Here is a 24,214-nt window from a genome sequence, read left to right as displayed (position 1 = left end):
CATGGCACGAATGAAATTTGTCTGCGACGCGGAACGCTGCATCGAATGCAACGGCTGCGTCACTGCCTGCAAGAACGAGAACGAGGTGCCCTGGGGCGTGAACCGCCGCCGCGTGGTCACGCTCAATGACGGGGTGCCGGGCGAGAAGTCGATCTCGGTGGCCTGCATGCATTGCTCCGATGCGCCCTGCATGGCCGTGTGCCCGGTGCAGTGCTTCTACCGCACCGAAGAAGGCGTGGTGCTGCATGACAAGGACGTGTGCATCGGCTGCGGCTACTGCTCGTACGCCTGCCCGTTCGGCGCGCCGCAGTTCCCGTCGCAAGGCACCTTCGGCGTGCGCGGCAAGATGGACAAGTGCACCTTCTGCGCCGGCGGCCCCGAGGCCAACGGCTCCGAAGCCGAGTTCGAGAAATACGGCCGCAACCGGCTCGCCGAAGGCAAGCTCCCGGCCTGCGCCGAGATGTGCTCGACCAAGGCGCTCCTGGCCGGCGACGGCGACGTGGTGGCCGACATCTTCCGCACCCGCGTGGTCCAGCGCGGCAAGGGTGCCGAAGTCTGGGGCTGGGGCACCGCCTACGGCTCGCAGCAGGCTGGCACCCCGCCGGCCGGTGGAGTCCGCAAGTGAAGCGGCCGGGCCTCGTCTTCGCGGGCGTTGCGCTGGTCGCAACCTGCCTCGCGGCCTGCGGCGAGAAGCCGCAGACCAACGCGCAGGGCGTCAAGCGCGACGCCGTTCCCTGGAGCGGCACGGGCACGCAGGAGAACGCCGGCACGGTGTTCACCGCGCCTGGCTGGAAGGTCGGCGACAAGACCGCCTGGCAGCAGCAGCTCAAGACCCGCGCGCAGAACGGGCAGAACGAATACAACAAAGAGAACTGAACGGAGAGCCCATGAAGCAAGCGCTGACCGCTCTCGTTCTTCTTGCCGCGCTGGGTACGGCCTTCGCGCAGGCGCAGCCGCCGGCCGCCCCTGGAACGACGTCCGCACCCGCGGCACCTGCCGCAACCGCCGCGCCGGAGCCCGCCGCGGGCGGTATCCGCGGCCAGAACATCTTCGAGGTCAAGCCCGAAGCCAGCGCCGACCCCAACTACGCGAACCAGACCAATGGCGAGCGCATGAAGGTGCAGCCCGGCAACAACGCGCCGATGTGGCGCCAGGTGGGCCAGGGCGTGACCGGCTACAGCAGCCTGCCGAAAAGCGAGGCGCCCGAGGCCGGCAACCTGATCCAGCCTTTTGTGCAGTACCCGGGATCGCGCCTCACCAATGCCGGCGAAGCCTGGCGCCAGGTGCGCAACGACTGGATCATTCCCTACGGCGCGGCACTGCTGTTCGTCGTGCTGCTGGCGCTGGCCATCTTCTATTTCACGCGCGGTCCCATCCGCCTGCACGGCCAGGAAACCGGCCGCAAGATCGAGCGCTTCACCCCGTTCGAGCGGGCCACGCACTGGTCGAACGCCATCGCGTTCGTCACGCTCGCGATCTCCGGCATCGTGATGGCCTTCGGCAAGTTCTTCCTGATGCCGTGGATGGGCGCTGCGCTCTTCGGCTGGATTGCCTACGCGCTCAAGAACGTCCATAACTTCGTCGGCCCGCTGTTCGTCGTGACGATGGTGTTCATGGTGTTCACCTTCATTCGCGACAACCTCCCTCGCGCCAGCGACCTCCAATGGCTCGCGCGTTTCGGCGGCCTCTTCGGCGGCAAGGAAGTGCCGTCGCACCGCTTCAATGCCGGCGAGAAGGTGGTCTTCTGGGGCGGCGTGCTGTTCCTCGGCTTCTTCGTCATCGGCTCGGGGCTCTTTCTCGACAAGCTGCTGCCGGGCTTCGTCTACACGCGCGGCGAGATGCAGGTGGCGCACATGGTCCACGGCATCGCAACCCTGCTGATGATGGCGATGATCATGGGCCACATCTACATCGGCACGCTCGGCATGACAGGCGCCTACAAGGCCATGCGCACCGGCTACGTCGACGAGACCTGGGCCAGGGAACACCACGAACTCTGGTACGACGACATCGCCGCGGGCAAGATTCCTGCGCAGCGCACGGTGCCCACCGATTCGGCTGCACCGGCTGCGCGGCCTGCGAGACCCGCCGAAGGAACGCCCTCATGAAGAAGCCGATGCTGCCCTTGAATCTCTGCACGCTGGTGCTCGCGCTGGCCGCGCCCGCGGCATGGGCCAAGCTGGCGCCGCCGCCCGCCACACCCGAGGCCAAGGCCAAGGCCGCCGAAGCCGCCGCCAAGACCGCCTGGAGCGGCAAGGTCGACACCTACAAGCTCTGCCAGGCGCAGGACCGCGTCGTGGCCAGGTACCGCGCCAGTGCGACCACGGCCGGCAAGCCGGTGCCGGCCGCGCCTGCCACGCCGCCCTGCGCCGACCCCGGCCCCTTCGTCTTCACGCCGCCGGCGGAAGCCAAGCCCATCGAGGCTTCGGGGGCGCATTCGCCGGCCACCACGGCTGCATCGCCGCCCAGCACCGCGCAGCCTGCCGCCACCGCCAATCCCACGCCGAAGGCGCAGTGACGACGCCGCTGTCGTTGCCGCTCCCGCGTCTCACCCAGGCCCGCGCCGCGCTGACGCGCGAGGTCGAGGTCGTCGATGAGCATGGCGCGCGCGGCACCGTCTCCATTCCCGCCGAACGCGATCTGACGGTGTACGTGGACCGGCGCGAACTCGTCACGCTGATGACGCTCGGCGCCCAGCCCGAGCTGCTGGTGCTGGGTTATCTGCTGAACCAGCGCCTCATCGAATCGGCCAGCGACGTCGAATCGGTCACGGTCGACTGGGAGGTCGGCGCCGCTGCCGTCAAGACGCACGCCGGCATCGACCGCATCGAGGAGCGCACCGCAAAGAAGGTGGTGACCACCGGCTGCGGCCAGGGGAGCGTGTTCGGCGACCTGATGGCCGACATCGACAATCTCCAGCTGCCGCCCACGCGCATGACGCAGGCCCAGCTCTATGCGCTGGTCAACGCGATCCGGCTCCAGGAGAGCACCTACAAGTCGGCCGGGTCGGTGCACGGCTGCGCGCTGTTCACGCTCGAGCCCGGCGGCACCGAGGCGACGATGCACTGCTTCGTGGAAGACGTCGGCCGCCACAACGCCATCGACACCATCGCGGGCTGGTGCGCCATGCAGCCGCCGGATGCGCTGGCCGGCGACCGGGTCTTCTACACCACCGGCCGGCTCACGAGCGAGATGGTGATCAAGTCGGCGCAGATGGGCGTGCCCATCGTGGTCTCGCGCAGCGGCATCACCCAGATGGGCCACGAGGTGGCGACGCGCGTGGGCCTGTGCGCCATCGGCCGCGCGACCAACCGGCACTTCGTCTGCTACGCGGGCGTCGATCGGCTGGTGCTGCAGCCGGAACTCGCGCGCCGCAGTCCGGCCTGAGGCCTGTTCCCCTACTCGCGACAAGCCCCTGAAAAGGCGCCGGCGCGCGCACGTCGGCTATCGTCTCGCCCATGAATGCCTCCTTCCGCCTTGGCTGGCGCACCCTCTGGCGCGATCTGCGTGCCGGCGAACTGCGCCTCTTGATCGTTGCCGTGTTGCTGGCCGTGGCCGCGCTCACGGCGGTCGGCTTCTTTGCCGATCGGCTGCAGGGGGGCTTGCAGCGCGATGCGCGGCAACTGCTCGGCGGCGACGCGGTGGTCGTGAGCGACAACCCCACGCCTGCGACCTTCATCGCGCAGGCCCGCGCATTCGGACTCGAGGGCACCGGCACCTACGGCTTCCCCACCATGGCGCGGGCCGACGATGCTCAGGGCGGCGCCAGCAAGCTGGTGGCCCTGAAGGCCGTGACCGCGGGCTACCCGTTGCGCGGCAACCTGCAGACCGCGCATGCCGCCGATGCGCCCGGCAGCATCACGCGCGACATCCCGCCGGCGGGCGAGGTCTGGGTCGATGCCTCGCTGCTCGACTCGCTCGCGCTCAAGGTGGGGGATGCGCTTCTTCTGGGCGACAGCAGTTTACGCATCGGCCGCGTGATCACGCTCGAGCCCGACCGCGGGGCGGGCTTCATGAGTTTTTCGCCACGGGTGATGCTCAACCAGGCGGACGTGCCGCGCACCGGCCTCGTGCAACCCGCGAGCCGTGTCGGCTACCGCTACGCGGTGGCGGGAGAGGATGCGGCTGTCAAGCGCTTTTCCGACTGGGCCGAGGCCGCGATCAAGAAGGGCGAGCTGCGCGGCGTGCGGCTCGACTCCTTCGAAGGCGGGCGCCCCGAGATGCGCCAGACGCTGGACCGCGCCGAGAAATTCCTGAGCCTGGTCGCGCTGCTCGCGGCGCTGCTCTCGGCCGTGGCGGTGGCGCTGGCGGCGCGCGGATTCGCGGCCAGCCATCTCGACGATTGCGCCATGCTGCGCGTGCTCGGCCAGAGCCAGCGCACCATCGCGCTGGCCTATTCGTTCGAATTTGCCGTCGTCGGCATCGTGGCCAGCAGCCTCGGCGTGGCGATCGGCTTCGGCGTGCACTACGTGTTCGTGGTGCTGCTCGCGGGGCTGGTGGAAGCGGCGCTGCCCGCGGCCACCCTGTGGCCCGTGGCCTTCGGCCTGGGCATGGGGCTCACGCTGCTGTTCGCCTTCGGCCTGCCGCCGGTGCTGCAGCTGGCCAGGGTGCCCCCGCTGCGCGTGATCCGGCGCGACGTCGGCGGGCTCAAGCCCGCGTCGCTCGCGGTGCTGGGCATTGGCGTGGCCGGCTTCGCGGCTCTGCTGATCGCGGCCAGCAGCGACCTGAAGCTGGGCCTGATCGCCGTCGGCGGCTTCGCGGGCGCGGTGGCCGTGTTCGCACTGCTGAGCTGGCTCGCGGTGAAGGTGCTGCGCCGCAGCGTCAATGAAACCACCGCGCCGCGTTGGCTGGTGCTGGCCACGCGCCAGATCTCGGCGCGGCCGGCCTACGCGGTGGTGCAGGTCAGCGCGCTGGCCGTGGGCCTGCTCGCGCTGGTGCTGCTGGTGCTGCTGCGCACCGACCTGGTCGCGAGCTGGCGCAAGGCGACGCCGCCCGATGCGCCGAACCGCTTCGTGATCAACGTCATGCCCGACCAGAGCACGGCGTTCCAGAAGTCGCTGCGCGATGCGGGTGTGAACAAGTTCGACTGGTATCCGATGATACGCGGCCGCCTGGTGGCCGTGAACGGCAAGCCGGTGTCGCCCGACGACTACGCGGAAGACCGTGCCAAGCGCCTGGTGGACCGCGAGTTCAACCTCAGCAACAGCGCGGAGGCGCCGGCGCACAACAGCATCGTGGCAGGGGCGTGGAAGCCCGATGCGCCGGGCGAAGTGAGCGTGGAGGAAGGCCTGGCCGAGACGCTCGGCCTCAAGCTCGGCGACATGCTGCGCTTCGACATCGGCGGCATGCAGAACGATGCGCGCATCACCTCGCTGCGCAAGGTCGACTGGGGCTCGATGCATGCGAACTTCTTCGTGATGTACACCGTGGCCGCATTGCCCGACGTGCCGGCGACCTACATGGGCGCCTTCCGCGCGCCCGAGACGCGGGGCTTCGACAACGCGCTGGTGCGCAGCTACCCCAACGTGACCAACGTCGACATGAGCGCCACCATCAACCAGGTGCAGCGCGTGCTCGACCAGGTGATCCGCGCGGTCGAGTTCCTGTTCGGCTTCACGCTTGCGGCGGGGCTGGTGGTGCTGTTCGCCGCGGTCACGGCCACGCGTGAGGAGCGTGCGCGCGAGTTCGCCGTGATGCGCGCGGTGGGCGCGCGGGCCAGCCTGTTGCGCCAGGTGCAGCGCGCCGAGCTGGCCGGTGTGGGCCTGCTGGCGGGCTTCCTGGCGAGCATTGTGGCGTCGGCCATCGGCTGGGGCCTGGCGCGCTACGTGTTCGACTTCACCTGGACGGCGTCGCCCCTGGTGCCGATTGCCGGTGCGCTCGCGGGCGCGGTGCTGGCGCTGGCGGCGGGCTGGTGGGGCTTGCGCGACGTGCTGCGCAGGCCGGTGGTCGATACGCTGCGGCGCGCGGCGGAGTAGATTTTTCTTTCCATGGGGGCGAAGAGGGCCGGGGAATGCAATACATTCCCCGGCCCTGCAATCATTCGATGAGAAGAAAACCCCTCCATGCGCTTGGCGTCATTCCAGATCACCAACTTTCGCTCGATCAACGACAGCGGCCCCATCGATACCCCACAGATCACGGCGATCCTCGGTCGAAATGACAGCGGCAAATCGAACCTGCTGCGCGCATTGCACAGCCTGAACCCGGCCGAAGGCCTGGCCGAACTCAGTCCGATCAAGGACTTTCCGCGGCACCGCCGCCTGGAGGAATGCCACGGCGACACGCCCGTCGTCGCGACGCGCTGGAGCCTCGACGACAGCGAGCGGGCCGAGCTCGCGCAGATCCTTCCGCGCGCGGCCGGCGTGCGCCACGTCACCGCGGGCCGGGGCTATGGCACGGCGCGCTGGACGGGCCTGGAGGGCCTCGGCGACCTCTCGCTCGACGTGTCCGACATCAAGGGCAAGGTGCGCAAGATCGTGCCCGCGGTCAAGGCCGCGGCCGAGAAGCTCGCCGAGCAGGCGCGTGCGACGCTGGAGCAGGCGGCCGACGCCTTCGACGCCGCGATGATCCTGAGCCCGGACTACATCCGGTGGTCGGCGGGGGCGGTGGCAGCGCTGCAGTCGCTGCGCAAGGCCATGGCTGCCGCGGATGCCGAACTCAGCGACAAGCAGGAGCAGATGCTGGTCGAGCTCGAGGAGGTGGCCCGCTCGATCGCCAACGACACGCCGGCGCTCGCGAGGGCGAAGGAGTGGGTGCTGCAGAAGCTGCCCCGGTTCATCTGCGTGGACGAGTACCCGGCGCTGCCCGGCCGCCAGAACATTGCCGAGCACCTCGCGCGCAAGGGCTGGGGGCAGGCCGCGCCGGAGCAGCGCAACTTCGAGAAGCTCTGCAAGGTCGCGGGGCTCGATCCGCAGCAGCTGCAGGATCTGCTGGAGAAGAACGACCAGGCCACGCGCAACCAGCTCGCCAACCGCGCCGGCTCCGTCGTCACCGCCGAGATCCGCCGGCTCTGGAAGGACCGCGAGCTCAAGGTCCGCTTCAATCTGGACGGGCCGTACATGGACACGCTGGTGTCCGACCCCAACCGCGCCTACGACGTGGAAGTGAACCTCGACGAGCGCAGCCGCGGCTTCCAGTGGTTCTTCTCGTTCTACGTCACCTTCTTCGCGGACACGAAGGGTGCCGGCGATGCCGTCCTGCTGCTGGACGAGCCCGGCCTGCATCTGCATGCGCGCTCGCAGGCCGACCTGCTCGCGCACTTCGAGCAGGATTTCGGCAACCAGATCATCTACACCACGCACTCGCCGTTCATGGTGCCCGTGCACCGGCCCGACGCGGTGCGCACGGCCAGCACGAGCGAAGCCGCCGGCACCACCGTGAGCAACAAGGCCGAGGGCGATGCGCGCACGCTTTATCCGCTGCAGGTGGCGCTCGCGCTGAGCCGGACGGCAGGCGAGGCCGCGAAGCCGCAGCCAAAGGAGAGCACGGCGCGTGCCGGGGTGCCATCGCGCGAGGTCAGCGAACCGGTGGCAAGTCTTCCCTGAACATGTGCTCGCTCGCGAAGTCCACGAAGGCCCGCACCTTCGGCGACAGCTGCCGGCTCGACGGCCACAGCGCCGAGAACTGCCCCTGGCGCACCAGGTGCGTTTCGAGCACGCGCTGCAGTTCGCCGCGGCAGAGCGAATCGCGCGCGAGAAAGTCGGGCATGTAGGCCACGCCGAGGCCGGCCACCGCCGCGCCGAGCATGGCTTCCATGTTGTTGCACAAGAGGCCGGGCGGTAGCTGCGCGGGCAGGCCCGGCAGGTCCCAGTCCTCGATCCTGCCGCCGGTCACGAACTTGTAGCGCAGGCAGCTGTGCTGCGCGAGGTCGGCCGGCACCTGTGGCACGCCGTGGCGCGCCAGGTAGTCCGGAGATGCGACGAGCACGAAGCAGAACGGACCGAGCCGGCGCGCCACGAGTTGCGAATCGCCCAGCTCGCCGCTGCGGATCGCCACGTCCACGCCTTCGGCGATCACGTCGACCAGCCGGTCGTTGAAGTCGAGGTCGAGTTCGATCTCGGGATAGCGCGCCTTGAAGGCCGGCAGCACCGGCAGCAGGAAGCGGTAGCCGATGGTCGGCAGGCTCACGCGCAGGCGGCCGCGCGGGGCCGCTGCGGCGTCCTGCATCATCGCGCGCGCATCGTCGAGCTCGTCGAGGATGCGGCGGCAGCGCTCGTGGAACATCGCGCCTTCCTCGGTCAGCCGCACATGCCGCGTGGTGCGGTTGAAAAGCCTGAGGCCCAACTGCTGTTCGAGCCGCGCAACGTTCTTGCCCACGGCCGAGGCCGAGATACCCAGCAGGCGGCCGGCCTTGGCAAAGCTCAGCAGGTCGGCCGCCCGCACGAAGGATTCGAGTCCGCTGAAGCTGTCCATGGATTGGCAACCTTGGGTTGGGAGTTTGAGGATCGAAGACGCCATTCTCATTCCATTGATTCCTTTCTATCTTCTATGCCTTCGTCCTCCTTTTGCGTGAAAGCCTTCGATGTCCTCGCCTTCCCACAACAAGAACTGGCTGCTGGCCGCCGTCTGCCTCGCGGCGCTGGGCATGCCGCTGAGCTTCACCGGCCCGGCGGTGGTGCTGCCCGCGATCCGCGATGCGCTGGGCGGCAGCCCGGTGCAGCTCAACTGGGTGACCAACGCCTTCATGCTGAGCTTCGGCGCCACGTTGATGGCGGCCGGCGCCCTTGCCGACGCCTGTGGCCGCAAGCGTGTCTTCCTGCTGGGGCTGGCGGTGGTTGCGCTCAGCAGTTCGCTGCTGACGCTCGCGCCCGGCATCGTTGTCTTCGATCTCGCACGTGGGTTGCAGGGGCTGGGGTCGGCCGCGGCCTTCGCGGCCGGCACTGCGGCACTGGCGCAGGTGTTCGACGGCGCGGCGCGCACGCGGGCGTTCAGCCTGATCGGCACTTCGTTCGGCGTGGGGCTGTCGTGCGGCGCCATCCTCTCGGGCTGGCTCGCAGAATCCTTCGGCTGGCAGTCGGTGATGCTGAGCCCCGGCGCGATCAGCCTCGCTGCGCTGTGCATTGCGGCGCCGAGCATGCGCGAGTCGCGCAATCCGGACGCGATGGGGCTGGACATGCCGGGCACGGTCACGTTCACCGGCGCGCTGAGCCTGCTGACGCTCGGCGTGCTGCAGGCGCCCGACAGCGGCTGGGGCAGCCCGCGGGTGATCGCCGCGCTGGCAGGCGCCGTGCTGATGGGCGCGGCCTTCATCGCCATCGAGCGGCGCGTGGCGCATCCGATGCTCGACCTGTCGCTGTTCCGCTTTCCGCGCTTCGTGGGCGTGCAGTTGCTGGCCGCAGCGCCGGCCTATGGCTTCGTGGTGCTGCTGGTGTTGCTGCCGATCCGCTTCATCGGGCTGGAGGGGCGCAGCGCGCTGGAGGCGGGCAGCTTCATGTTCGCGCTCTCGGGGCCGATCCTCGTGGTGCCGACGCTCGCGGCCTCGCTCGCGCACCGGTTCTCGGCGGGCACGATCTCGGCCGCGGGCCTGCTGGTGTGCGCGGCGGGGCTGTTCTGGCTCAGCCGCTGCGCGCCGGGCACGCCGCTGCACGTCATCGCGTGGCCGTTGCTGCTGATCGGCGCGGGCATCGGATTGCCCTGGGGCCTGATGGACGGGCTCGCGGTGAGCGTGGTGCCGCGCGAGCGCGCCGGCATGGCGTCGGGCATCTTCAACACGGTGCGGGTGGCGGGCGAGGGCATTGCGCTCGCGCTGGTGGGGGCGGGTTTGACGGCGCTGGTCATGCTGCAACTGGGCCGCCTGCCGGCGCATCCGGGCGTGACGTCGCAGGCGGCGCAGCGGGTAACGACGGGCGACTTGTCGCAGGCCCTTGCACTGTTGCCGGGCGTGGACCGCGCGGCGCTGTTGCAGGCCTACGGCGCGGCCTTCGGCACGCTGCTGTGCGTGCTGGCCGGCGTCACTGTGCTGACGGCGCTGGTGGTGTTCGTGTTCCTGCGTGGCGAGGCGCACGTTGAAGCGGGCGCGGTGGCATTGGAGTCATCGGCCTGTTGAGGGGTGTGTCTTGCTCCTTCCCCTTCCGGGGGAAGGCTGGGATGGGGGCACGCGGCCTTTGCAACCCCGCCGGTGCTTGATACGCCGCCAGCCCCCACCCCGACCCTCCCCCGGAAGGGAGGGAGCAAGACAGCAAGGGTCAGGGCTCCGCAGCTTCGAAGATGTCGCGCAGCCATTGCGTGAACACGCGCACGCGCGACGACAGCTGGCGGTTCTGCGGGTAGAGCACCGAGACGGGCATCGGCGGCGGCGCGAAGCCGGGCAACAGCACCTTCAGGCGGCCGTCCGCGAGTTCGCCGGCCACGCGGTAGCGCGGCACCTGCACCAGCCCGAGCCCCGCGACGGATGCGCCGGTGTAGAGGTCGGCGCCGGTCACCGAGACGGTGGCAGGCAGGTCCACGGCCGTCACGCGGCCGTCGACCGTGAATTCGAGCGGCACCACCTTGCCCGTGCCGCTGGAGACGTAGTTGACGGCGCGGTGCGAAGCCAGCGCCTCCATGCTGTCCGGCTCGCCATGCCGCGCCAGATAGCCGGGGCTCGCGACCGTGACCTGCGGCAGCAGCGCGACGCGCCGCCCGACCATCGAGGAGTCCTGCAGGTTGCCCGCGCGCAGCACGCAGTCGACGCCTTCGCGCACGAGGTCGACCAGCCGGTCGTCCTCGCCGATGTGCAACTCCAGCCCGGGATAGCGCGCCAGGAAGCCGGGCAGCGCCGGCACCACGAAATGCCGCGCCAGCGTGCCCTGCAGGTTCACGCGCAGCAGGCCCTTGGGTGCCTCGTTGCGGAACGCGCCCTCGGCCTCTTCCATGTCGGCCAGCAGCCGCACGCAGCGGCGGTAGTAGGCCTCGCCGTCCTGCGTGAGGCGCACGGTGCGGGTGGTGCGCTCCAGCAGCCGCGTGCCGATGCGCTCTTCCATGCGCTTGATCAAGGTGGTGACGGTGGCGCGCGGGATCTGCAGGTCTTCGGAGGCCTGGGTGAAGCTCTGCCGTTCGGCGATGCGCACGAAGGCCTGCATTTCCTGGAAGCGGTCCATGGGGCTGGGTCTGTGTTGCCTATTGTTTGAGTAAATGGAATTGTATTGGCGATTGAAGGTGGATTATCTTTTTGATGGAACGATCGATCATTCGTCTCACCTACCAACCACTGCAAAGGAATCGCACCATGACCACCTCCCGCAACACCCGGGTCGCCATCGTCACCGGCGCCTCGCGCGGCATCGGTGCCGCCGTCGCGCAGCGCCTCGCCAGGGACGGTTTTGCCGTTGCCATCAACTACGCCTCGGGCTCGGCACAGGCCGAGGCGCTGGCCGCCGAACTCACGGCCGCCGGCGGCAAGGCCATCGCGGTCAAGGCCGACGTGGCCAATGCCGAGGAAGTGCGCGCCATGTTCGACACCGTCGAAGCGCAGCTGGGCAAGGTCGACGTGCTGGTCAACAACGCCGGCGTGCTCAAGACCGTGCCGCTGGCCGATCACAGCGACGCGCTCTACGGCCAGGCCTTCGACATCAACGTGCGCGGCACCTTCAACACGCTGCGCGAAGCCGCAACGCGCCTCAACGAGGGCGGCCGCACCGTCAACTTCTCGAGCACCACGCTCGCGCTGAACCTGCCCGGCTACGCGATCTACAACGCCACCAAGGCGGCGGTCGAAGCCTTCACGCACGTGTTCGCCAAGGAGCTGCGCGGCCGCAACATCACGGTGAACGCCGTGGCGCCCGGCCCCATTGCCACCTCGCTCTTCCTCGACGGCAAGACCGACGAGCAGGTCCAGGCCTTCGCGAAGATGCCGCCGCTGCAGCGCCTCGGCCAGCCGGAGGACATCGCCTCGGTGGTGGCCTTCCTGGCCGGCCCCGATGCGGGCTGGGTCAATGGCCAGGTCCTGCGCGCCAACGGCGGCCTCGCCTGAGTCCGCTCATCCATCTTCCGGAGCCAAGCACCATGCAAAAGCAGATCATCCTCGTCACCGGCGCGGGCACCGGCATCGGCAAGCTCAGCGCCCGATCCCTGGCCGAAGCCGGCCACGTGGTCTACGCGTCGATGCGCGACATCGCGGGCCGCAACTGTGGCCGCGCCGCCGAGATGCGCAGCCATGCGGCGGCCAAGGGCCTGCAGCTGCATCCGCTCGAACTCGACGTGCTCTCGCAGGCGTCGGCCGATGCCGCCGCGGCCACCATCGTTCGCGAGCAGGGCCACATCGACGTGGTGATGCAGAACGCCGGCCACTTGGTGGTCGGGCCGACCGAAGCCTTCACGCCCGAAGAGATCGCGAAAGTGTTCGACACCAACGTGCTTGGCGCGCAGCGCGTGAACCGCGCGGTGCTGCCGTACCTTCGAAGGCAGGAGTCCGGCCTGATGCTGTGGATCGGCAGCACCACCACCAGGGGCGGCTTCCCGCCGTTCATTGGGCCCTACGGCGCGGCCAAGGCGGCAATGGATTCGCTGGCCGTGACGCTGGCCTACGAGATCGCGCGCTTCGGCATCGAGACCTCGATCGTCGTGCCCGGCGCGTTCACCCAGGGCACCGACCACTTCCCGAGCGCGGGCAAGCCGGCCGACGCGGCCACCGCGGCCGCCTACAGCCGCTACGACGGCGTGATGGACCAGATCGGCGAGCGCCTTTTCGCGCTGACGCCCCACGATGCCGATCCGCAGGCCGTGGCCGACGAGATCGTGCGCATCGTGGGCCTGCCGGGCGGCATGCGGCCGATGCGTTCGGTGATCGACTTCGTGGGTGACGGCGCGAAGGAGGTGCTCGAGGTGTCGGAGCGCGTGCGGATCGACTTCGCGAAGCGCATCGGCATGGGCGACCTGCTCGAAGCGAAGGTCAGGCGCTAGGCAGGGCGTCACAAAAAACCGGTGGATCTTCCTGTCCAATAGCGGCATGGACTATCCACCGAACGAGCTCGCAGAGCGCCTGACCGAACTCGAGATCAAGTCGAGCTATGCTGAAGACTTGCTGGAGCAGCTCAACATGACGATCTACCGGCAACAGCAGCAGATCGACAGCCTGATCCTGCAGGTCACCCAGCTCAAGCAGCAAAGCCAGAACGCGGGGCAGGAGGGGGCGGCGCGCAACTTGCGCGACGAGCTGCCGCCGCATTACTGAGAGCCTTGTTTCGGGGCGCGCTCCCGCCGACGGGGTACGCGGCGAAGCGAATGTCCCCCGCCCTTCGGGCTCCTCCTTGATTTCGCTGCCCAAGGCACCCCATCGACGTGATCGTTATTCAGAGCGGTCGTTGATCAGCGGTACACCCAGAGCGTGGCCTGTGCACACGCCCTGAACAACAGCGCCCAAAACAAGATCAGCCGTGCGAATGCCAGAGCACCGCAAAGAAGTGGCAGGTGCTGCCCGCCAGCACGAACAGGTGCCACACCGAATGGGCAAAGCGCACCTTGTTGTCGAACAGGAAGACCACCGCACCCGCGGTGTAGAACAGCCCGCCGGCCACGAGCCAGCCCAGGCCCGCCGGCGACATGCGCTCGTACAGCGGCACCGCCGCCATCAGCGCCATCCATCCCATCGCCACGTAAAGCCCGGTCGACCACAGCGGATGCCGCAGCCGGTTGAACAGCTTGGCGCCCACGCCCAGCGCCGCCGCGGCGCAGATGCAGCCGAACAGCGTCCAGCCCCAGGGCCCGCGCAGCACGCCGAAGAGAAACGGCATGTAGCTGCCTGCAATGAAGAGGTAGATGGCCGCGTGGTCGAGCCGGTTGAACCAGGCCTTGGCCCTGCCCAAGGGCAGCGCGTGGTACAGCGTGGAAATCAGGTACAGCACGATGGCCGTGCCAGCGAAAAGCGAGGCGCCGACGATGCTCGCGGCCTGGCCCTTCTGGGCCGCGCTGTAGACCAGGATGGGCAGCGAGGCAATGGCCAGCAGCAGGCCGAGGCCATGGCTCAGTGCATTGAAGAGCTCTTCCATCGCGCTCTGGTCGCGGACCGCGGACGCCGGTTTGTTGGGAGTCATGCTATTTCACCTGCTGTTTGCCGAGTTTGCGCGCCAATGTGCGCCGGTGCATGCCGAGGCGCCGCGCAGTCTCGGAAATATTGAAACCGGTCTCGGCCAGCGTCTCGTGGATGCGTTCCCATTCGAGCGTCTTGATCGAGGTCGAGCGGTTGGTCAGCTCCACCTCCGTGGTGCCGGTGGCGCGGCCGAAGGCGGCCTCGATGTCGTCGGTGTTCGACGGCTTGGCCAGGTAGTGGCAGGCGCCGAGCTTGATGGCCTCGACGGCCGTGGCAATGCTGGCAAAGCCCGTGAGCACCACGATCAGCATCTTCGGGTTGTGCCGGTGCAGCATCTGCACGCAGGCCAGGCCCGAGGCTTCGCCGTTGAGCTTCAGGTCGACCACCGCATAGCCGTAGCCGGGCGAATGGGTCTGCAGCAGCGTCTCGACCTCCTCGGCATTGCTGGCATGCGTGACCGCATAGCCGCGGCGCTCGAACGACTTGCCGAGCGTGCGCGCAAAGGCCGCGTCGTCCTCGACGATCAGCAACTGGCGCTCAGCTTCAGCGGTTTCCGTCATGGGTTTTCGTTTCCATGGTCTTGGCGGTGCCGATGGCTTCGGTCTCTTCGTCCTCTTCTTCTTCGTCGTCTTCTTCTTCTTCCAGCACGATGGCCGCGAGCGGCAGCGTGATGGCCACGATGGCGCCGCCTTCGGGCCGGTTGTGCACTGCCACGCGGCCGCCCAGGGTGCGCGCCACGTTGACCACCAGGAACAGCCCGAGCCCGCCGCCCGGGCGGCCCTTGCTCGACTGGTAGGGCTTGCCGAACTCCTTCAGGATGGCCGGCAGGAACCCCGGGCCGGCATCGGTGACCGTGAGGGTCAGCGCATCCGCATCGTGCGCCACTTCGAAGCGCAGCCAGTGCGGCGAGGCTTCCAGGGCATTGTCGAGCACGTTGCAGATCATCTGCTTCAGGGCCGAGTCGGAGACCATGGGCAGGTCCTGGCCGAAGCGGTTCTCGTAGTCGAACTCCTCGACCGGACGCGTGGTGCGCCATTCCTCGACGAGCTCGTCGAGGAAGGTGCTCACGGTGGTTTCTTCCGACGATTCGCCGCGCGCCTCGCCGGCCGACAGCAGGATGCCGCTCACGATGCTCTTGCAGCGCTGGATCTGCAGTTCCATCTCGGCCACCTCGGTCAGCAGCTCGGGGTCGGAGCTGAAATGCGGCAGCCGGCGCCAGTCGCCGAGGATCACGGCCAGCGTGGCAAGCGGTGTGCCCAGCTCGTGCGCGGCGCCCGAGGCCAGCAGCCCCATGCGCACGATGTGCTCTTCTTCCGATGCACGCTGGCGCAGGTCGGCCAGCCGCGCATCGCGTGCGCGCAGGTTGCGGCTGATGCGCGTGATGAACACCACCAGCAGCGCGGCGTTGAGCGCAAAGCAGATCAGCATGCCCTGCACGTAGGGGCTCCAGAGACCGCGGTCGTGGTCGAGCGGCAGCGCGAGCGGGCGCGAGAAAAGCGCCAGCCCCGCAAAGCAGAGGCTGGTGACGACCACGATGGTCCAGGTCGACCAGGCCTTGAGCAGCACGGCGCCCAGGATGACCTGCAGCAGGTACAGGAAGACGAACGGATTGGTGGCGCCGCCGCTCAGGTAGAGCTGGGCGGTGAGCGTGGCCACGTCGACCAGCAGCGCGAGAAAGAGCTCGCCGTTGGTCACGCGGCGCGGGCTGCGCGAGCGCAGCAGGCTCACGCCGTTGAAGAGCGCGAGGCAGGTCAGCACCTGCAGCATGTGGTCCAGCGGCAGCCGGATGCCGAAGCCGTAGTGCACCACCAGGATGGTGGCGACCTGCCCGACTACCGCGAACCAGCGCAGCTGGATCAGCTGCTGCATGTTCTTGTGGCCGGTGGCGTTGTCCAGGCTCACGATGCCCGCGCGCGGCGCGTGCAGTTCCCCCGCGACCGCGAGGGGTTCAGTCGCGGCGGGCATCTGGACGGGAGGTGGCGTCGGCATGGGCCGTATTTTCGCCGCTGCCGCCATCGGCCCTGCCGGCGGCGTGCCGGCGCCCGTCGCGCCAGACGTACCAGGCCGCGCCCAGGACCATCAGCGCGAGGCCGTACCAGGTGATCGCGTAGGCGAGGTGGCTGTTGGGAAAGGCGATGACGGTCAGGCCGCCGGCGGGCCAGGCAGGCGATGCGCCGGGCGGAGAGGGCGCGGCCTCGACATCGACGAAATACGGTGCCACGTTGTGGAGCCCGCGCGCCGCGGCAATGGCCTGAACGTCGCGCGAGAACCAGCGCTCGGCGGCCGGCTCGTTCCTGCGCAGGAAGCCGCCCTTGGGCTCGGTGATGCGCAAGAGGCCGGTCACGGTGGTGTCGCCCTGGGGATCGGTGGCCGCGCGGGTGGCGCGGTCGCGCGCCTCGGGCGGCACGAAACCCCGGTTGACCAGCACGACGCTGCCGTCGGCGGCCTGCAGCGGCGTCAGCACCCAGAAGCCGGCGCCGAGGCGGGTACTGGCCTGCACCAGGGTTTCCTTGTCGTGGAGGAAGGTGCCGGCGATGCGCAAGTGCCGGTATTCATCGGCCGCCGCGTTCACCTGCGGCCAGCGGTCGCGCCCGGGGGCCTCGGAGGCCGGGGCATGCACGCGCTGTTCGACGCGGGCAATGAGATCGAGCTTCCAGGCCCGGCGCTCGACCTGCCAGGTGCCGAGCGCGAAGAAGCCGGCAAAGGCAAGGGCCGCACAGACCGCCAGAGCCACCCGGGCCGCCGCGGAGCGCTCGCGGCCGGCCGGTGTGTCATGGGTGCTGGGGTCTGGCGGCGGGGGCGTCAAGGCATGTTCTTCATGTCGTGCACCGACATCGGCATCATGTTCGCGTTCATGTGGTACATGACCCAGAGCGATCCGGCCAGCGTGATGACGACGAGCACGATCGTGAAGATCAGCGCCAGCATGTTCCATCCGCTCTCGGACTTGGCGTCCATGTGCAGGAAGTAGATCATGTGGACCACGATCTGCACCGCGGCAAAGCCCAGGATCACGAGCGAGGTGGTGCTCGGCTTGCCGAGCACGTTGCCCATGACGAGCCAGAACGGAATCGCGGTGAGGATCACGGCCAGCACGAAGCCGGTCATGTAGCCCTTGAAGGTGCTGTGGCTGACGGGGCCATCGTCGTGATGGTCGTCGTGCGCATCGTGTGCGCCATGGCCGTGCGCTGCGGTTTCGGTGTGGGCGGTGCTCATGCCATCGATCCCATCAGATAAACAAACGTGAAGACGCCGATCCACACCACGTCCAGGAAGTGCCAGAACATCGACAGGCACATCAGGCGGCGGCGGTTGGCGGCGGTGAAGCCATGCTTGGGCAGCTGGATCATCAGCACGATGAGCCACACGATGCCGAAGGTCACGTGCAGGCCATGGGTGCCCACCAGTGCGAAGAACGACGACAGGAACGCGCTGCGCTGCGGGCCCGCGCCTTCGTGGATCAGGTGCGCGAACTCATAGAGTTCGAGGCCGATGAAGCCCGCGCCCAGCAGGCCGGTGATGGCCAGCCACGCCAGCGTGCCGCCCATGCGCCTGCGCTGCATTTCGAGCACTGCGAAGCCATAGGTGATCGACGACAGCAGCAGCAGCGAGGTGTTGACCGCCACCAGCGGCAGGTCGAACAGGTCGGCGCCCGAGGGGCCGGCCGCATAGCTGCGGCCCAGCACGCCGTATGTCGCGAACAGGCAGGCGAAGACCAGGCAGTCGCTCATCAGGTAGAGCCAGAAGCCCAGCAGCGTGCCGTTTTCGGGGTGGTGGTCGTTGTCGACGTGGAACAGGTCGAACGTGGGCGACTTGCCGGCAAGACTGCCGGCAGCGCTGGAGGAGAGTGCAGTGGTATCAGACATGGGCAGCCGCCAGGAGTCGCGTGCGGGCGTCTTCGGTGCGAACGACTTCTTCCGCGGGGATGTGGTAGTCGCGCTTGTAGTTGAAGGTGTGGACGATCACGGCCGCCAGCATGGCGAAGAAGCCCACGCCCGCCACCAGCCACATCTGCCAGATCAGCGCGAAGCCGCAGGTCGCAGCCAGGGCCGCGATGATGAAGCCGGCCGCGGTGTTCTTGGGCATGTGGATGGGCGTGAAGCCGGCGAGCGGGCGCTCGTAGCCGCGCTTCTTCATGTCGGTCCAGGCGTCGTTGTCGTGGATGCGCGGCGTGAACGCGAAGTTGTAGGCCGGCGGCGGCGACGAGGTCGACCACTCGAGCGTGCGGCCGTTCCACGGATCGCCCGTGGTGTCGCGCAGCGACTCGCGGCGGACGTAGCTCACCACCAGCTGGATGATGAACGAGGCGATGCCCAGCGCGATCAGCACGGCGCCGAAGGCAGCGACCTGGAACCAGATCTGCAGCGACATGTCCTGGAAGTGGCTCATGCGGCGCGTGACGCCCATCAGGCCCAGGATGTACAGCGGCATGAACGCGAACCAGAAGCCCACCAGCCAGAACCAGAACGAGCACTTGCCCCAGAACGGATCGAGCTTGTAGCCGAAGGCCTTCGGAAACCAGTAGGTGATGCCCGCCAGCATGCCGAACAGCACGCCGCCGATGATCACGTTGTGGAAATGGGCGATCAGGAACAGGCTGTTGTGCAGCACGAAGTCAGCCGGGGGCACCGCGAGCAGCACGCCCGTCATGCCGCCGATCACGAAGGTGATCATGAAGCCGATGGTCCACATCATGGGCAGCTCGAAGCGGATGCGGCCGCGGTACATGGTGAAGAGCCAGTTGAAGATCTTCGCGCCCGTCGGGATCGAGATGATCATCGTTGTGATGCCGAAGAACGAGTTCACGCTGGCGCCGGAGCCCATGGTGAAGAAGTGGTGCAGCCAGACCAGGTACGACAGGATGGTGATCACGACCGTGGCGTAGACCATCGAGGCGTAGCCGAAGAGGCGCTTGCCGCTGAAGGTGGAGACCACTTCGGAGAAGATGCCGAAGGCCGGCAGGATCAGGATGTACACCTCGGGGTGGCCCCAGATCCAGATCAGGTTCACGTACATCATGGCGTTGCCGCCGAGGTCGTTCGTGAAGAAGTTGGTGCCGACGTAGCGGTCCAGCGACAGCAGCGCGAGCACGGCCGTGAGCACCGGGAAGGCGGCCACGATCAGCACGTTGGTGCAGAGGGCCGTCCAGGTGAACACCGGCATCTTCATCATGGTCATGCCGGGCGCGCGCATCTTCACGATGGTGGCCAGCAGGTTGACGCCGGAGAGCAGGGTTCCGACCCCCGCTATCTGCAATGACCAGATGTAGTAATCGACCCCCACGTCGGGGCTGAAGAGAATGCCCGACAGCGGCGGGTAGGCGAGCCAGCCGGTCTTGGCGAATTCGCCCACGAACAGCGACGCCATCACCAGCCCGGCGCCGAAGGTGGTCATCCAGAAGCTGAAGTTGTTCAGGAACGGGAAGGCCACGTCGCGCGCGCCGATCTGCAGCGGCACCACGAAGTTCATCAGACCCGTGACCAGCGGCATCGCCACGAAGAAGATCATGATCACGCCGTGGGCGGTGAAGATCTGGTCGTAGTGGTGCGGTGGCAGGAAGCCGGCGTTGTCGCCGAAGGCGATGGCCTGCTGGGCGCGCATCATGATCGCGTCGGCAAAGCCGCGCAGCAGCATCACCAGTCCGAGAATGATGTACATGATGCCGATCTTCTTGTGGTCGATGCTGGTGATCCAGTCGCGCCACAGCGTGCCCCACAACTTGAAGTAGGTGAGCGCGCCGAGGACGGCGAGGCCGCCCAGCACCACTGCCACGAAGGTCGCGAGCAGGATCGGCTCGTGGTAGGGAATCGCCTCCCACGTGAGGCGGCCGAAGATGAGCTTCGTCAGGTCAAGGTTCTCGAACATCGTCATTCTTCGGTGGTGCACATTGCCGTGACGTACTTGCGCTTGGGCGAATTGGTGAGGGTGTCAGCCTGCCAGGCTTGCCTGGTGGCGATGTTGAACGCGCCGGGCTTGCCCAGCCCGCCATCCGCGTCGATGGCCATCATTTCCTTCATGCACATCTTGTTGCGATCGACACAGAGGTTGAGGATGGCGTCGTACAGGTCGGGCGCCACCGCGGCGTAGTGCCGCACCGGCTCGCGCTCGCTCGGCACTTCGAGCTTCCTGTACTGCTCGCGCGTGAGTTCGCCGTCCTTGCCGGCCTTGACCTTCTGCACCCACTGGTCGAAGTCGCCGTTGCTCAGGCCGTGGAACTTGAAGCGCATGCCCGAGAAGCCGGCGCCGCTGTAGTTGGCCGAGAAGCCCTCGAACTCGCCCGGCTTGTTGATGACCGCGTGCAGCTTGGTTTCCATGCCCGGCATGGCGTAGATCTGGCCGGCCAGCGCGGGAATGAAGAAGGAGTTCATCACCGAGGAGGCCGTGATCTTGAAGGTGATCGGCCGGTCGACCGGCGCGGCCATCTCGTTCACCGTGGCAAAGCCCTGCTCGGGGTAGATGAAGAGCCATTTCCAGTCGAGCGCCACCACTTCGACCACCAGCGGCTTGGCTTCGGCGGGAACCGGGCGCTCGGCGTCGAGCCGGCTCAGGGGGCGGTACGGGTCGAGCGTGTGGGTGCTGATCCAGGTGATGGCGCCCAGCGCGATGATGATCAGGAGCGGTGCGGCCCAGATCGCGAGCTCGAGCTGGGTGGAGTGGTCCCAGTCGGGGCTGTAGTCGGCCTCCTTGTTCGACTGGCGATAGCGCCAGGCAAAGAAGAGGGTCAGCGCGATCACCGGAATGATGATGATCATCATCAGCACGGTGGAGACGACGATGAGGCGTCCCTGCTGGTTGGCGATGTCGCCGGAAGGGTTCATGAGCACCGTGTTGCAGCCTGCCAGCAAGGCAAGCGGAAGCAACAGGGGCCATCGGCGAAAGGATTTGAGGGTGGGCATGCCGAAAGAAAGAAGTGCGTGGGCTGCGCAAAGACTCCACAATCTACGGCGAAAGGTTCCCGCCGCCTATTGGACGTTTTGTCCTATGGCGGGAATCCCCATTCGGTGAGACGCTTGGACCCTGTTCAATGGTCTACCTTTGTCACTGCCGGTGACACCCGAATTAAAAAACGCAATGACGACGACGTCCAGCATCAGTCCGCAAGGCGCACAGCCTGTGCCGAACACGTCCGGAAACGACGCCCGGCAGGGCGACGAACATTCACACATCGCACCAGGCGAAATTGCCGTGGGCGTGATCATCGGCCGGGCGTCGGAATATTTCGATTTCTTCGTCTACGGCATTGCCTCGGTGTTGGTGTTTCCGGCGGTCTTCTTTCCGTTCGAGGCGCGCCTCGAGGGAACCCTCTACGCTTTCGTGGTTTTTTCCTTCGCATTCATTGCGCGGCCGTTCGGAACTGTCATTTCGATGGCCATCCAGCGACGGTTCGGGCGGGAAGCCAAGCTCACGATTGCGCTGTTCGTGCTGGGAACCTCCACCGCGGGCATTGCCTTCTTGCCGGGCTACGCGAGCCTCGGGTTCACGTCGATCGTGCTGCTGTCGGTGTTCCGCTTTGCCCAGGGCCTGGCGCTCGGCGGCTCGTGGGACGGCCTGCCGTCGCTGCTGGCGCTGAATGCGCCGCAGAATCGCCGCGGCTGGTACGCCATGCTGGGCCAACTGGGCGCGCCGCTCGGCTTTTTCGTGGCCAGCGCGCTGTTCGCCTACCTCTACGCCAACCTGCCGCTCAAGGACTTCCTCGACTGGGGCTGGCGCTACACCTTCTACGTGGCCTTCGCGATCAACGTGGTGGCGCTGTTCGCGCGCCTGCGGCTGGTGGCGACCGAAGAGTATTCCCGCCTGCTCGAAGAGCGCGAGCTGCAGCCCACCAGCGTGGTCGAGCTGACCCGCTCGCAGGGCGCCAACCTGCTGATCGGCGCGTTCGCGGCGCTGGCCAGCTATGCGCTGTTCCACCTGATCACGGTGTTCCCGCTGTCGTGGATCACGCTGTATTCGGACCAATCGATCACCGAGTTCCTGGTGGTGCAGATGATCGGTGCGGTGTTCTGCGCCGGCGGCATCGTGGCCTCCGGCCTGATTGCCGACCGCGTGGGACGCCGTTTCACGCTGGGCGGCCTGGCCGCGATGATCGCGGTGTTCAGCGGCTTTGCGCCCACGCTGCTCGACGGCGGCCGCATTGGGCAGGACATCTTCATCCTGCTGGGCTTCGTGCTGCTGGGCCTGTCCTACGGCCAGGCGGCCGGCGCGGTGACCTCGAACTTCGAGCCCAAGTACCGCTACACCGGCGCCGCGCTGACGGCCGACCTGGCCTGGCTCATCGGTGCCGCCTTCGCGCCGCTGGTGGCGCTGGGGCTGTCGGCGAATTTCGGGCTGGCCTACGTGAGCGTCTATCTGCTGTCCGGGGCTGTCGGCACGCTGGCGGCGCTGGGGCTCAACCGGGCGCTGGTGCGCGACTGAGAGGCGTATCGACGCCGTTTATCCAAAGGGGCCGTTTGGCCCCTTTTTTATTTTCCGGCGCACGGGCTAGGATCGCCTCATGTTCGCCGCCGCCATCTTCGACATGGACGGGCTGCTCATCGATTCGGAGCGGCCCATCATGGCCGCCTGGATCGAAGCGGCCCGCACGCTCGACATCGAGCTTTCGCACGCCCAGTACCTGCAATGCGTGGGGCTGGCCATGGGCGAGTCGAAGCAGATCCTTGCGGCGCTGCTCGGCGGCACGGCCGCCTACCAGCACGCGGCTGCGCAAGTGACCGCCGCGCTGCAGCTGCAGCGCGCCGATGGCGACGTCCGGCCGCTCTTTCCCATCAAACCCGGCGCGGCCGAGTTGCTCACTGCCTTGCGCGGACGCGGCACACGCTGCGCGGTCGCCTCGTCGTCCACGCGCGGCCAGATCGCGGCCTGCCTGGGCAGCCTCGACGTGCTCCATCACTTCGACGCCTTTGCAGGCGGCGACGAGGTGGCGCGCGCCAAGCCCGATCCGGCGCTTTACCTGCTCGCGGCGGAGCGCCTTGGCGTCGACCCCGCGGAATGCGTGGCCTTCGAGGACAGCGAGAACGGTGCCAAGGCCGCGCTGGCGGCGGGCCTCAGGGTCGTGGTCGTGCCGGACCTCAAGCACCCGCCCGCTGCGATCACCGAGCGGGCGTTCCATGTGCTCGACTCGCTGCACGAGGCCATCGCGCACGTGCCGCGCTGGTTCCCCGTGCCGCTGGCGAAGCCCGCGTAATCCGGGGTCATGTAATCCGGGGTCAGAGCACTTCGTCGCGCAACTGCGGAAACACCTTCGACACCTTGGCGAGCAGGTAGTCGCCGTAGCGCCCGTTGAAGGCGTGCACGTTGGCGCGGTCCCAGCGCTCGGCGCTGTCGTCGCGCGCCTGGGCACCCGACAGGCCTTCGATGCGCTGCACGCGCGCTTCGAAGTTCGGATCGAAGAACAGCGGAAACGAGAGCCGGTCGCGGCCCGAGGTGTTGCGCTTCACGCGGTGCGGCGTCGACTTGTAGAGCCCGCCGGTCATGCGGTCGAGCATGTCGCCGATGTTGCAGACGAAGGAGCCGGGAATCGGCGGCGCATCGATCCAGCCGCCGGGCGTGTGCACGGCGAGGCCGCCCACTTGGTCCTGGTGCAGGAGGGTGAGCAGGCCATAGTCGGTGTGCTCGCCCACGCCCCATTGCACGTCGAGCCCTTCGGGCACGGGCTGCGAGGGGTAGTTGAAGAGGCGCAACAGGATCAGCGGGTCGGCCGTGTAGCGCTCGGCGAAGTACGCCGTCGGCAGGCCGAGGCTCAGCGCGATGCCCTCCATCAGCCGGTGGCCCAGCTGCGTGACGGCCGCCATGTAGGCGAGGATGGTCTCGCGCAAACCCGGCACGTCGGGGAACAGGTTGGGCCCGTGCACCGGCGTCTTCGCCTGCACCAGCGGATGCGATGCGGGCAACTCGGCGCCGAGGTAGAGGCCTTCCTTCCAGTCGGGCCGGCCCGAGGTCAGTTCGCCGCCGAGCGGGAAGAAGCCGCGCCAGGCGCGCCCGCCCAGGGCCATGCGCCACTGCATCTTGGTGGCTTCGGGCAGTTCGAAGAATCGATGGCTCAGGTCTTCGAGCCGCCGCACCAGCGCCGCGTCGACGCCATGGCCCGTGACATAGAAGAAGCCGTGCGCGCGGCAGGCGGCGCCGATCTGCGTGGCCACGCCGACGCGGCCGGGCGCGCCGGCCACGAGCGGAGCGACATCGATCACGGGGAGCGTCTGTGTGTCGGTCATG

At 67.9% G+C, this 24,214-nt stretch carries 24 protein-coding genes; 13 read left to right on the top strand and 11 right to left on the bottom strand.

The genetic code is table 11. From position 1 onward, the window contains the following. Window position 1 precedes the first annotated feature (1 nt). From fdh3B to VAPA_RS20780, 7 genes are all read left to right on the top strand, one after another. Window positions 2-625 carry a formate dehydrogenase FDH3 subunit beta gene (fdh3B, locus tag VAPA_RS20810; protein ID WP_015866837.1) on the top strand — a complete coding sequence of 208 codons (624 nt, stop codon included), beginning with the start codon at window positions 2-4 and terminating at the stop codon, window positions 623-625. After that, a complete protein-coding gene (locus tag VAPA_RS20805; protein ID WP_021008738.1) occupies window positions 622-876 on the top strand; it encodes a hypothetical protein in 255 nt (84 codons plus the stop codon). Before fdh3B ends, VAPA_RS20805 begins: the two co-directional genes overlap by 4 nt. A gap of 11 nt (window positions 877-887) precedes the next feature. After that, window positions 888-2,108, top strand: coding sequence for a formate dehydrogenase subunit gamma (locus tag VAPA_RS20800; protein ID WP_021008737.1), 1,221 nt, complete (start codon window positions 888-890; stop codon window positions 2,106-2,108). Continuing rightward, window positions 2,105-2,518: a hypothetical protein gene (locus tag VAPA_RS20795; protein ID WP_021008736.1), complete on the top strand. Its 414-nt coding sequence runs from the start codon at window positions 2,105-2,107 to the stop codon at window positions 2,516-2,518. Before VAPA_RS20800 ends, VAPA_RS20795 begins: the two co-directional genes overlap by 4 nt. Continuing rightward, entirely contained in the window at window positions 2,515-3,387 is an 873-nt protein-coding gene (locus VAPA_RS20790) for a formate dehydrogenase accessory sulfurtransferase FdhD (RefSeq protein WP_021008735.1), read from the top strand. The genes VAPA_RS20795 and VAPA_RS20790 overlap by 4 nt, the downstream gene beginning before the upstream one ends. A gap of 71 nt (window positions 3,388-3,458) precedes the next feature. Then, on the top strand, window positions 3,459-5,975 hold the full coding sequence (locus VAPA_RS20785) for an ABC transporter permease (protein ID WP_021008734.1): 2,517 nt from the start codon (window positions 3,459-3,461) through the stop codon (window positions 5,973-5,975). Between the two features lie 87 nt (window positions 5,976-6,062). Beyond that, on the top strand, window positions 6,063-7,544 hold the full coding sequence (locus tag VAPA_RS20780) for an AAA family ATPase (protein WP_021008733.1): 1,482 nt from the start codon (window positions 6,063-6,065) through the stop codon (window positions 7,542-7,544). On the opposite strand, the gene VAPA_RS20775 is transcribed toward VAPA_RS20780, so the two are convergent. Further along, window positions 7,516-8,412, bottom strand: coding sequence for a LysR family transcriptional regulator (locus VAPA_RS20775; protein ID WP_021008732.1), 897 nt, complete (start codon window positions 8,410-8,412; stop codon window positions 7,516-7,518). The two genes, VAPA_RS20780 and VAPA_RS20775, sit on opposite strands and share 29 nt — an antisense overlap. A 109-nt stretch (window positions 8,413-8,521) precedes the next feature. Between VAPA_RS20775 and VAPA_RS20770 the strand changes: the two genes are divergently transcribed. Beyond that, on the top strand, window positions 8,522-10,045 hold the full coding sequence (locus tag VAPA_RS20770; protein WP_021008731.1) for an MFS transporter: 1,524 nt from the start codon (window positions 8,522-8,524) through the stop codon (window positions 10,043-10,045). A gap of 139 nt (window positions 10,046-10,184) precedes the next feature. On the opposite strand, the gene VAPA_RS20765 is transcribed toward VAPA_RS20770, so the two are convergent. Further along, on the bottom strand, window positions 10,185-11,078 hold the full coding sequence (locus VAPA_RS20765; protein WP_021008730.1) for a LysR family transcriptional regulator: 894 nt from the start codon (window positions 11,076-11,078) through the stop codon (window positions 10,185-10,187). A gap of 128 nt (window positions 11,079-11,206) precedes the next feature. Between VAPA_RS20765 and VAPA_RS20760 the strand changes: the two genes are divergently transcribed. From VAPA_RS20760 to VAPA_RS20750, 3 genes are read left to right on the top strand one after another with little or no spacing between them, the layout of a single operon-like run. Next, on the top strand, window positions 11,207-11,950 hold the full coding sequence (locus tag VAPA_RS20760; RefSeq protein WP_021008729.1) for an SDR family oxidoreductase: 744 nt from the start codon (window positions 11,207-11,209) through the stop codon (window positions 11,948-11,950). Window positions 11,951-11,982: 32 nt separating this feature from the next. Next, window positions 11,983-12,879 (top strand): SDR family NAD(P)-dependent oxidoreductase, encoded by an 897-nt coding sequence (locus tag VAPA_RS20755; protein WP_021008728.1) that lies wholly within the window; start codon window positions 11,983-11,985, stop codon window positions 12,877-12,879. A 46-nt stretch (window positions 12,880-12,925) separates the two neighbouring features. Beyond that, the gene (locus tag VAPA_RS20750; RefSeq protein ID WP_021008727.1) at window positions 12,926-13,150 is read left to right on the top strand and encodes a SlyX family protein; all 225 of its coding nucleotides are present in this window, start codon (window positions 12,926-12,928) and stop codon (window positions 13,148-13,150) included. Between the two features lie 196 nt (window positions 13,151-13,346). On the opposite strand, the gene trhA is transcribed toward VAPA_RS20750, so the two are convergent. From trhA to cyoA, 8 genes are read right to left on the bottom strand one after another with little or no spacing between them, the layout of a single operon-like run. After that, window positions 13,347-14,009 carry a PAQR family membrane homeostasis protein TrhA gene (trhA, locus tag VAPA_RS20745; protein ID WP_021008726.1) on the bottom strand — a complete coding sequence of 221 codons (663 nt, stop codon included), beginning with the start codon at window positions 14,007-14,009 and terminating at the stop codon, window positions 13,347-13,349. 1 nt (window position 14,010) lies between these two features. Next, window positions 14,011-14,565: a response regulator transcription factor gene (locus tag VAPA_RS20740; protein ID WP_021008725.1), complete on the bottom strand. Its 555-nt coding sequence runs from the start codon at window positions 14,563-14,565 to the stop codon at window positions 14,011-14,013. Then, complete coding sequence (locus VAPA_RS20735; protein WP_021008724.1) at window positions 14,549-15,970, bottom strand: ATP-binding protein; 1,422 nt, start codon at window positions 15,968-15,970, stop codon at window positions 14,549-14,551. The genes VAPA_RS20740 and VAPA_RS20735 overlap by 17 nt, the downstream gene beginning before the upstream one ends. Next, complete coding sequence (locus VAPA_RS20730; RefSeq protein ID WP_021008723.1) at window positions 15,954-16,811, bottom strand: SURF1 family protein; 858 nt, start codon at window positions 16,809-16,811, stop codon at window positions 15,954-15,956. The genes VAPA_RS20735 and VAPA_RS20730 overlap by 17 nt, the downstream gene beginning before the upstream one ends. Next, complete coding sequence (gene cyoD / locus VAPA_RS20725; protein WP_021008722.1) at window positions 16,808-17,221, bottom strand: cytochrome o ubiquinol oxidase subunit IV; 414 nt, start codon at window positions 17,219-17,221, stop codon at window positions 16,808-16,810. The genes VAPA_RS20730 and cyoD overlap by 4 nt, the downstream gene beginning before the upstream one ends. Further along, window positions 17,218-17,871: a cytochrome o ubiquinol oxidase subunit III gene (gene cyoC / locus VAPA_RS20720; RefSeq protein WP_021008721.1), complete on the bottom strand. Its 654-nt coding sequence runs from the start codon at window positions 17,869-17,871 to the stop codon at window positions 17,218-17,220. Before cyoC ends, cyoD begins: the two co-directional genes overlap by 4 nt. After that, window positions 17,864-19,876 carry a cytochrome o ubiquinol oxidase subunit I gene (gene cyoB / locus VAPA_RS20715; protein WP_041946181.1) on the bottom strand — a complete coding sequence of 671 codons (2,013 nt, stop codon included), beginning with the start codon at window positions 19,874-19,876 and terminating at the stop codon, window positions 17,864-17,866. The genes cyoC and cyoB overlap by 8 nt, the downstream gene beginning before the upstream one ends. Beyond that, window positions 19,873-20,901, bottom strand: a complete 1,029-nt coding sequence (gene cyoA / locus VAPA_RS20710) for a ubiquinol oxidase subunit II (RefSeq protein ID WP_021008719.1) — start codon at window positions 20,899-20,901, stop codon at window positions 19,873-19,875. The genes cyoB and cyoA overlap by 4 nt, the downstream gene beginning before the upstream one ends. Before the next feature lie 175 nt (window positions 20,902-21,076). On the opposite strand from cyoA, the gene VAPA_RS20705 reads away from it, so the two are divergent. Both VAPA_RS20705 and VAPA_RS20700 read left to right on the top strand, forming a co-directional pair. After that, window positions 21,077-22,417: an MFS transporter gene (locus tag VAPA_RS20705; RefSeq protein ID WP_021008718.1), complete on the top strand. Its 1,341-nt coding sequence runs from the start codon at window positions 21,077-21,079 to the stop codon at window positions 22,415-22,417. Window positions 22,418-22,496: 79 nt separating this feature from the next. Next, window positions 22,497-23,186 (top strand): HAD family hydrolase, encoded by a 690-nt coding sequence (locus VAPA_RS20700; RefSeq protein ID WP_021008717.1) that lies wholly within the window; start codon window positions 22,497-22,499, stop codon window positions 23,184-23,186. A 22-nt stretch (window positions 23,187-23,208) separates the two neighbouring features. Here the strand turns inward: VAPA_RS20700 and VAPA_RS20695 are convergent, their stop codons facing one another. Further along, entirely contained in the window at window positions 23,209-24,213 is a 1,005-nt protein-coding gene (locus VAPA_RS20695; protein ID WP_230558900.1) for an isopenicillin N synthase family dioxygenase, read from the bottom strand. Between the last annotated feature and the right edge of the window lies 1 nt (window position 24,214).

It is taken from the genome of Variovorax paradoxus B4, assembly GCF_000463015.1.
GTDB classification, from domain to species: domain Bacteria; phylum Pseudomonadota; class Gammaproteobacteria; order Burkholderiales; family Burkholderiaceae_C; genus Variovorax; species Variovorax paradoxus_E.
This window is presented reverse-complemented; position numbering and strand designations above follow the sequence as displayed.